This window comes from Kitasatospora sp. NPDC007106 (assembly GCF_040634455.1).
Taxonomy (GTDB): domain Bacteria; phylum Actinomycetota; class Actinomycetes; order Streptomycetales; family Streptomycetaceae; genus Kitasatospora; species Kitasatospora arboriphila.
This window is the reverse complement of the sequence record NZ_JBEYFP010000202.1, coordinates 1-9,730: the sequence shown is the minus strand read 5'-3', so window position 1 is coordinate 9,730 and position 9,730 is coordinate 1. Positions and strand designations below refer to the sequence as shown.

Annotated in this window: 5 protein-coding genes; 4 read left to right on the top strand and 1 reads right to left on the bottom strand. The window is 74.9% G+C overall.

What is annotated here, in order from left to right; all coding sequences use genetic code 11:
• Positions 1-1,158, top strand: a 1,158-nt coding sequence (locus ABZ641_RS17700; protein WP_359982833.1) for a methyltransferase, incomplete at its 5' end; no start/stop codon positions are given.
• A gap of 149 nt (positions 1,159-1,307) precedes the next feature.
• Here ABZ641_RS17700 and ABZ641_RS17695 read toward each other — a convergent pair.
• Positions 1,308-1,943, bottom strand: a complete 636-nt coding sequence (locus ABZ641_RS17695; RefSeq protein ID WP_359982831.1) for a hypothetical protein — start codon at positions 1,941-1,943, stop codon at positions 1,308-1,310.
• 496 nt (positions 1,944-2,439) lie between these two features.
• On the opposite strand from ABZ641_RS17695, the gene ABZ641_RS17690 reads away from it, so the two are divergent.
• The 3 genes from ABZ641_RS17690 to tmk all read left to right on the top strand — a co-directional run.
• A complete protein-coding gene (locus ABZ641_RS17690) occupies positions 2,440-2,958 on the top strand; it encodes a DUF3592 domain-containing protein (RefSeq protein ID WP_344622802.1) in 519 nt (172 codons plus the stop codon).
• Positions 2,959-3,409: 451 nt separating this feature from the next.
• The gene (gene topA / locus ABZ641_RS17685; RefSeq protein WP_359982828.1) at positions 3,410-6,280 is read left to right on the top strand and encodes a type I DNA topoisomerase; all 2,871 of its coding nucleotides are present in this window, start codon (positions 3,410-3,412) and stop codon (positions 6,278-6,280) included.
• Positions 6,281-6,426: 146 nt separating this feature from the next.
• Positions 6,427-9,730, top strand: a 3,304-nt coding sequence (gene tmk, locus ABZ641_RS17680) for a dTMP kinase (RefSeq protein WP_359982825.1), incomplete at its 3' end; no start/stop codon positions are given.

Sequence of the window (9,730 nt, the reverse complement as noted above, 5' to 3'; positions counted from 1 at the left end):
GGGTGCGCGGTGGGCGGCGCCGGCGGCATCGGCGCCGGGGACAGCTCCGGCGGTGTGGCCCGCCGGGACCTGGTGCTCGGTGTGGGCGGCGCCTCCACCACCTTGGCCAACCTGGCGGTGCGGCGCTCCGTCCGGTCCGTCCTGGACCTCGGGACGGGCTCCGGGGTGCAGGCCCTGCACGCGGCGCGGCACGCCCAGCACGTCACCGCCACCGACCTCAACCCGCGGGCCCTGCAGTTCGCCCGGCTCACCCTGGCGCTCTCCGGTTTCGAGAACACCCGGACCGCCGGGGGCAGTCTCTTCGAGCCGGTCGCGGACGAGCGGTTCGACCTGATCGTCTCCAACCCGCCGTTCGTGATCTCGCCCGGCAGCCGTTTCGTCTACCGGGACGGCGGCATGGCCGGTGACGACCTGTGCCGGAGCATCGTCCGCGGCGCCGCCGCGCACCTGGAGCCCGGCGGGTACTGTCAGCTGCTGGCCAACTGGCAGCACGTCAAGGGCGAGGACTGGCACGAGAGGCTGGCCGGCTGGGTGGCCGGTACCGGCCTGGACGCCTGGGTGGTGCAGCGCCAGGTGCAGGACATCGCCGAGTACGCCGAGCTGTGGCTGCGCGACGGCGGCGACCACCTCGGCCGGGGCGCCGACTACCGGGCGCGGTACGGGGAGTGGCTGGACGCCTTCGAGGCGGCGGGCGTCGAGGGCGTCGGCTTCGGCTGGATCACCCTGCGGGCGAGCGGTGCGGCCGAGCCGACCGTCCGGATCGAGGAGTGGCCGCACCCGGTCGAGCAGCCGCTCGGCCCGCACATCGAGGAGTGGTTCGCCCGTCAGGACTTCCTCCGTGCCCACGACGACGCCGCGCTGCTCGCGGCCCGTTACGTGCTCGCCGAGGAAGTGGTGCAGGAGCAGGTCGGGGCGCCCGGCGCGGAGGACCCGGAGCACGTGATCCTACGTCACAACCGCGGCATGCGGCGGGCGACCAAGGTGGACACGGTCGGCGCCGGTTTCGTGGGCGCCTGCGACGGCAGCCTCGCTGCGGGCGACATCGTCGACGCCATCGCCCACCTGCTGGGGGAGGAGCGCGTGATGCTGCGGGACCGGGTCCCGGAGTCGCTGCGGCTGCTCACGGAGCAGGGTTTCGTCGCGCCGGTGGCGCTCTGACGGCCGGCGGATGACAGCCGACGGGGCGGGGCGGCCGACCCGGTGTTGACCGCCCCGCCCCCGCCGTGCCGACCGTCCCGCCCCCACCGTGCAGCCCGCCCGCCCCCGTCGTCCTGTCCGGCGGTGGTCCGTCGGTGTTCAGGGCGCCGTCACGGGTGGAACAGCTCGCTGATCTTGGTGATCCGGCCGGCGGAGTCGACCGTGACGTCGTAGTTGCCGCCGTAGCAGGAGTAGGGCTGGGGGACCTCGCGGTTGTGGGCGCAGTCCTCGGCGTGGGTGGCGAACTCGGCCAGCGGGACGGCCTTGGGCGACATCGTGCTGCTCATCGCGAACAGTTCCGCGGTGGCGCCCGGGGCGAAGGTGTAGGCGCCGGCCGCGCCGGTGGGCTCGTAGTAGCCGTCGTCGTCGATGTCGGGTCCGCAGACGAAGCGGGTCGGCGTCGCGGTGACCTTGGTGGCGGTGGCTGCCGTGACGTTGATGACTTTGTGGCCCGGGCGCTGGGCGGCGGCCGTGCAGTCGGCGGCGGGCTTGCCGGAGCCGGAGGGCTTGGCGGTGGTGCGGCCGGTGGAGGGCTTGCCGCTCGGCCTGGTGCTCGGCTTGGTGGTCGGGGTGGCGCTCCCGGTCAGCTCGGACGTCGTGGAGGACGACGGAGCGGCGGAGGCCGTGGTGCCGGTGCCCGGGGCGGCGGCGGTGTCCGCGCCGGCGCCGTTCGGGTCGCAGGCGGTGAGGGCGAGCGTGGCGGCGCCCAGCAGGGCGGCGGTTGCGATCAGGCGGCGTGCGGACATGGTGGTTCTCCCCCCGAGTTCGACCGGCGGGCTCCGGCCGAGGCGATGTGGTCCTGCTGTGGTGCCGCTACTGGTGTACCCCCTGAGAGCGCGGTACGGGGCCTGCCGTAGCGGGGCTGTGACAGCCCGGGCCGAGCCGTTACGCGGGCGGCCTCCCCGTGACGTTCCGCGGGCCGTCGGCGGGACGCAGCCGGCAGAACGGGCCCCTCCGGCCGCTCGGGCCCGTCCCGTCACCCGAGCCCCCTCGGCCTCCCCGGCCCGGCCCGTCCCGCCTCCCGGCCCGTCCCGCCCCGCCGGGCCCACGGCCGCCACCACGCCGTCGAAGCATTGTCCACAGACCGTCGTTCACCTCTCCGTCCCCGGGATGTTCCCGGTCGTACGTCGAACGTCAGTCCGGGGTTGTCCGCAGGCTGCCAGGCTCCGTCCACAGGTTGTGGACGAGCGCGCTCGGGGCGGCGCGCCGGGCCGATGGACTGAGGCCAGGGAGGGCGGGACGGTGGAGACGCCGACGGCGGTCGCGGCAGGAGCGGTTCTGACCTTCTTCGGCAGCGCACTGCTGCTGTGGTGCGCCGCCGAGTTGCGCCTTCGCCACCATCTGCGCCGTCACGGGATACCCGCGACCGCCCGCGTGGTCGCCGACGGGGATCCGTACGGCGAGCCCTACGGCGACACCTTCGGCGAGCTCGACAGCGCGCCGCTGCTCTCCTACACCGCGCTGCCGGAGGTGGAGGTCGTGTCGGTGCGCGGTGCGGCCGAGGCCGGGCGGGCCCGTGCCGTCCGGGCCGCCGAGACCGTGCTGGCGCGCCCCCGCGGGACGACCCCGCTGCGGCGTCCGGCCAGGCTGGTGCCCGGTGCCCTGGTGCAGGTCATGTACGACGCCCGGCGGCCGAGCCGGGTCGTGCTGGCCGGCGCCGACCTGCTGCCGACGCTGGCCACCGACGTCTTCTGGGCGCTGCTCGGCACCGGGGCCCTGGCCGGCGGCCTCAGCCTGTTCGCCTCTCTCCTGGCCCGCTGAGTACGGCTGCCGCCGACGCGGACCCGGCCACCGACCCGATCCCGCCGTCGGTGTGAACCCGGGGCCGGTGCGGACCCGCTCCCGGCGGGCCGAACCCGAGGAGGACCCTGCCCGGGAGAACCCGCAAGGTGCGTGCGGTCCCTTCGTCCACAGCCGGCCCGGGCCCGTCGCCTTCGGCCGGGATACGTCCGGATCCGGCCTCCTCGTCGGCCGGCAACCCCCTCCGTGGGGCGCGCGGCCTCGTCGTCGGGTTACCGTTCGAGTGGCGTCGGTCGGCCTTGCCGGTGAAAAAGCGGGAACCGTCCGTTTGACAAGGGTGGCCAGGGTACGGTCACACTCCGCTGGTGGGGTCGTCGCGCAGCGACAGCCCCGGACGGCGGAAGGACGGGCGGAGCGCCTCCCCGCCGCCCGCGCCGCCAGCACAGATAACGACCGGGAGAGAAGAGCGAAGGTGTCCCCGAGCAGCGAGACCGCGCACGGCAAGCGACTCGTCATTGTCGAGTCGCCGGCCAAGGCCAAGACGATCAAGGGCTACCTCGGCCCCGGCTACATCGTCGAGGCCAGCGTCGGGCACATCCGGGACCTGCCCGGCACAGCCGCCGAGGTGCCGGACCGCTACACCGGCGAGGTCCGCCGGCTCGGTGTCGACGTCGACCACGACTTCGCCCCCATCTACGTGGTCAACGCCGACAAGAAGTCGCAGGTGACCAAGCTCAAGTCGCTGCTCGCGGAGTCCGACGAGCTCTTCCTCGCCACCGATGAGGACCGCGAGGGCGAGGCGATCGCCTGGCACCTGCAGCAGGTGCTGAAGCCCAAGGTGCCGGTGCACCGCATGGTCTTCCACGAGATCACCAAGGACGCCATCCAGGAGGCCGTCCGCAACCCGCGCGACCTCAACCAGCGCCTGGTCGACGCCCAGGAGACCCGCCGCATCCTCGACCGCCTCTACGGCTACGAGGTCTCGCCGGTGCTGTGGAAGAAGGTCATGCCGAAGCTGTCGGCGGGCCGCGTGCAGTCCGTCGCCACCCGGCTCGTGGTCGAGCGCGAGCGCGAGCGGATCGCCTTCCGCTCCGCCTCGTACTGGGACCTGGTCGGCACCTTCTCCACCGGCCGCACCGCGAGCGACGCCGCGAACCCGGAGAACTTCGGCGCCCGGCTGGTCTCCGTCGACGGCCGCCGGATCGCCACCGGCCGCGACTTCGGTTCCGACGGCCGGCTGCGCGACGCCGCCGCGGCCGCGAACACCCTGCACCTCGACGAGCAGGCCGCCCGGACGCTGGCCGCCGCGCTGGAGCAGACCGCGTTCGCCGTCCGCAGCGTCGAGTCCAAGCCCTACCGCCGCTCGCCGTACGCGCCGTTCCGCACCACCACCCTCCAGCAGGAGGCCAGCCGCAAGCTGGGCTTCGGTGCCAAGCGGACGATGCAGGTCGCGCAGAAGCTGTACGAGAACGGCTTCATCACCTACATGCGCACCGACTCCACCACGCTGTCGGAGACGGCTGTCGCCGCCGCCCGCGCCCAGGTCACCCAGCTCTACGGCGCCGACTACCTGCCGGACGCGCCGCGCGTCTACGCCAGCAAGGTCAAGAACGCGCAGGAGGCGCACGAGGCGATCCGCCCCTCCGGCGACCGCTTCCGCACGCCGGCCGAGACCGGTCTGTCGGGCGACGACTTCCGGCTGTACGAGCTGATCTGGATGCGCACCGTCGCCTCGCAGATGAAGGACGCCGTCGGCCAGTCCGTCACCGTCCGGGTTGGCGGCCGCTCCGCCGACGGCCGGGACGCCGAGTTCTCCGCCTCCGGCAAGATCATCACCTTCCACGGCTTCCTCAAGGCCTACGTCGAGGGCGCCGACGACCCCAACGCCGAGCTCGACGACCGCGAGCGCAGGCTGCCCCGCGTCACCGAGGGCGACCCGCTGGCCGCCGACCGGCTCAACCCGGAGGGCCACGCGACCAAGCCCCCGGCGCGCTACACCGAGGCCTCGCTGGTCAAGGAGCTGGAGGACCGCGAGATCGGCCGCCCCTCCACCTACGCCTCGATCATCGACACGATCATCAACCGCAAGTACGTCTTCAAGAAGGGCACGGCACTCGTCCCGTCCTTCCTCTCCTTCGCCGTGGTGAACCTGCTGGAGAAGCACTTCGGCCGGCTCGTCGACTACGACTTCACCGCCAAGATGGAGGACGACCTCGACCGGATCGCGGCCGGCCAGGCCGAGTCCGTGCCGTGGCTGAAGCGCTTCTACTTCGGCGAGAGCGAGGGCGCCGGCACCGCCGCGGGCAGCGCCGCCGAGGCCGGCAACGGCGACGGCGACCACCTCGGCGGCCTGAAGGAGCTCGTCACCGACCTCGGCGCGATCGACGCCCGGGAGATCAGCTCCTTCCCGCTGAGCGAGGAGATCACCCTGCGGGTCGGCCGCTACGGCCCGTACGTCGAGAAGGCCTCCGCCGTCGAGGGCGAGCAGGGGCAGCGCGCCGACATCCCCGACGACCTGCCGCCGGACGAGCTCACCGTCGAGCTCGCCGAGGAGCTGCTGGCCAGGCCCAGCGGCGAGCGCGCGCTCGGCACCGACCCCGCGAGCGGCAACCCGCTGGTCGCCAAGGACGGCCGCTACGGCCCGTACGTCACCGAGGTGCTGCCCGAGGGCACCCCGAAGACCGGCAAGAACGCGGTCAAGCCGCGCACCGCCTCGCTCTTCAAGACGATGTCCCTGGACACCGTGACCCTCGAGGACGCGCTGCGCCTGCTCTCGCTGCCCCGGGTGGTCGGCACCGACCCCGAGGGCAACGAGATCACCGCGCAGAACGGCCGGTACGGCCCGTACCTCAAGCGCGGCACCGACTCCCGGTCGCTGACCAGCGAGGACCAGCTGCTCACCATCACCCTGGACGAGGCGCTGGCCGTCTACGCCCAGCCCAAGCAGCGCGGGCGCGCGGCCGCCGCCGCCCCGCTCAAGGAGCTCGGCACCGACCCGGTCAGCGAGCGCCCGGTGGTCGTCAAGGACGGCCGCTTCGGGCCGTACGTCACCGATGGCGAGACCAACGCGACGCTCCGCAAGGACGACGACGTCGAGACGATCACCCCGGAGCGCGGCTACGAGCTGCTCGCCGAGAAGCGCGCCCGCGGGCCGGTGAAGAAGACGGCCAAGAAGGCGCCCGCGAAGAAGGCCGCGGCCAAGAAGACGGCGGCGAAGAAGACCGCCGTGAAGAAGACGGCCGCCGCCAAGACCACTGCGGCCAAGAAGACCACCGCCAAGACGGCCGCCAAGAAGACCGCCACCAAGGCGACGGCCACCGGGGCCGCGTCCGACGAGGACTGAGCCGGCCCGCACCACGCGACCTGCGCCACGCGGACCCGCGCCCCCGGGGGGGTGCGGGTCCGCGGTGCGTCACAACCGTGTCATGACCGGCTTCCGGAACCCCGTCCGCCCCATGGGCCCTAGCGCCCGACCGCTACGCTGACGGTATGACGAGTGAGGAGCAGACCACCGGTCCCAGCACCGCCCCGCCCGACCGTCCGGAGGTCACGCCGGCCGGGACACCAGGTGAACGGGCCCGGGCGCTGCTCCGGCTCCGCCCCTACCGCAGGCTGTGGACGGCCCAGCTGGTCAGCGGCACCGCGGACCGCCTGTCGCTGCTCGTCCTCGTCCCGCTGACGGTGGTCGCCGCCGTGGCCGGCGGGCAGTTCGGCGACGGCTACCGGTCGCTGGCCCTCGCCGTGGCCGCCGTGTTCACCGCGCGGATGCTCGCCACCGTGCTGTTCGGCGCCGCCCTGCTCGGCCCGGTCCACGCGCTGGTCGGCGAGAAGCTGGACCGCCGTTGGGTCCTGGTCGGTGCGGACGTGCTGCGCGCCGTCCTGGTCGGCGTCGCCGCCTGGTGGTCGGTCTGGACGCCGGGCGCCGCCACCTGGGTGCTGCTCGGCACCGTCTTCGCCGCCGGCGCCGCCGAGCGGATCTGGGCGGTCGCCAAGGCCGCCGCCGTCCCCGGCCTGCTGCCGGCCGCCGACCCGTACGCCGCGGCCGACCGGCGCAAGCCCTCCGCCGCCTCCCTGGACGCCGTCCGCACCGTGGACGACCGGACGGGCTGGGCCACCGTGCCGCTCGGCGCGACCGCCCTGGTCGCCCTCACCCTGCTCAACAACGTCCTCGCCGCACTCGGCCCGGACTGGCTGCGGGACCACCAGATGACCTCCGCCGCGGTCGGCGGCGCCCTGGTCTTCGCCGCCTCCGCCGTGCTGGTCTTCCTGCAGGAGCTGCCCGCCGGCCCCGCCGCCGCCCCGCACTCCCCGCTGCAGGGCCTGCGCGCACCCGTCGACGCCACCCCCGGCAAGGCGCTGAGCAAGGGCCGCACCGGCTCCGCCCCGTACTTCACCTTCGCCGTCGCCGCGGCCTACGCCTCGATGGCGGGCGTCGCCTCGCTCGGCCTGCTGACCGCGCTGGAGCACCGGGCCGGCCCGATCGGCTACGGCCTGGTCGTCCTCGCCGCGGGCCTCGCCCCGGCCGCCGGCGTCCGGCTCACCCGGGCCACCCTGCCCTCGTTCTCCCGCCGCCGGCTGCTCACGCTCGCCCTGCTCGTCGAGGGCGTCGCGCTGATCCTGGCCGGCCTGGTGCTGGACTTCGTCCTCGTCCTGCTGCTCACCGTGCTGGCCGGCGTCGCCGCCGGGCTGACCGTGTCGGTCGGCCGCACCCTGCTCGCGCAGGAGGTCGAGGAGGCGCGGCTGCCCAAGGTCACCGAGCACCTCTACGCGGTGCTGCGGGCCGTGGTCGGCAGCGCGCTGATCGCCGTCCCGCTGATCGCCGCCGCCTACGGCGAGGTCACCCTCGGCCGGGTCGAGCCCGGCAGCTTCACCTTCATCCACGACGGCGCCGCGCTCGCCGTCTCCACCGCCGGCCTGCTCACCCTGGTGCTGGCCGCGGTCGTGCTGCTGCGCACCGACGACCGCCGCGGGGTCGCGCCGTTCAGCAAGGAGCTGTTCCGGGCCGTCCGCGGCGCCGCCGAGCCGGCCCCGCACCGCACCGCCGGCACCGGCTTCTTCATCGCCCTGGAGGGCGGCGACGGCGCCGGCAAGTCCACCCAGGCCCAGGCCCTCGCCGAGTGGATCCGCGCCAAGGGCCACGAGGTGGTGCTCACCCGCGAGCCCGGCGGCAGCCCGGTCGGACAGCGGCTGCGCGGTCTCGTCCTGGACGTCGGCAACACCGGCCTCTCGCACCGCGCCGAGGCACTGATCTACGCCGCCGACCGCGCCGAGCACGTCGAGAGCGTCATCCGGCCCGCCCTCGCCCGCGGCGCGGTGGTGATCACCGACCGGTACATGGACTCCTCCATCGCCTATCAGGGCGCCGGCCGCGACCTCGCCGCGACCGAGATCGCCCGGATCTCCCGCTGGGCCACCGGCGGCCTCCTCCCGGACCTCACCGTGGTGCTGGACGTCGACCCGACCGCCGCCCGGGAGCGGTTCACCGAGGCGCTGGACCGCCTGGAGTCCGAGCCGACCGAGTTCCACGCCCGGGTCCGGGCCGGCTTCCTGGCCCTCGCCGCCGCCGACCCGTCCCGCTACCTGGTCGTCGACGCGGCCCAGCAGCCCGCCCAGGTGACCACCGCGATCCGCCACCGGCTCGACCGCGAGCTGCCGCTCTCCGAGCAGGAGAAGGCCGCCCGCGTCGAGCAGGAGCGCCTCGCCCGGGAGGCCGCCGAGCGCCGCGCCGCCGAGGAGGCCCGGCTCAAGGCCGAGGCCGAGGAGGCCGAGCGCAAGCGGCAGGCCCTGCTGGAGGAACTGCGCGCCGAGCAGGCCGAGAAGGAGCGCCTCGCCAAGCTGGAGGCCAAGCGGATCGCCGCCGAGGAGGCCCGCAAGGCCGCCGAGGAAGCCCGCCTGCGGGCCGAGGAGCAGGCGAAGGAACGCGCCGAGGAGGAGGCCCGCCGCCAGGCCGCCGAGGAGGCCCGGCTCAAGGCCGAGGCCGCCGAGCGCGAGCGCCGGGAGGCGGAGGCCGCCGCCCAGGCCGAGATCCAGCGCCAGCTCGACGTGCAGCGCGCCGAGCAGCGCCGCCGCGCCGAGGAGGCCCTGCAGCGCGCCGAGGAGGCCCGGCTGCAGGCCGAGGCCGCCGAGCAGGAGCGCCGCGAGGCGGAGGCCGCCGCCGCGTCGGCCGCCACGACCGCGGAACTGCCGCAGGTCGCGGCGGACCGGGACGGCGACGGCACGGACGCCGAGGACGCCGAGACCACCCGGGAGATCCCCGAGGTCGAGCGCCGGAAGGCCGTGCGGGCCGCCGGGCAGGCCGGCCCCGCGGACCGGACGGCCGTCCTGCCGACCGTCCCCGCGGCCGACGAGACCGCCGTGCTGCCGAAGGCCGGGCGTGCCGACTTCCGGAAGCCGCCGGTCGGCGACGAGACCGCGGTGCTGCCGAAGGCCGACGAGACGGCCGTGCTGCCGAAGGCGGAGCGCGCCGACTTCCGCAAGGCACCGCTCACGGACGAGACGGCCGTGCTGCCGCAGGCGGACGAGACCGCCGTGCTGCCGCAGGCCGACCCGGACACGGCCGACCGGGTGCCGCCGGGGCTGTGGCGCGAGGAGCCGCCCGCCGAGACCACCCGCGAGCTCACCCCGGTCGACCGGCCGCGCCCGTCCTGGGCCGAGGAGACGCCGATGGACGACCTCCCGAGCCTCACCGACAGCCTGCTGGGCTCCCGCGACGAGTGGGCCCGCTGGGAGTCCGAGGAGGACGGCGAGGAGGGCCAGGAGGGCCAGGAGCGGCGCGGCTGGGGCCGCAAGCGCC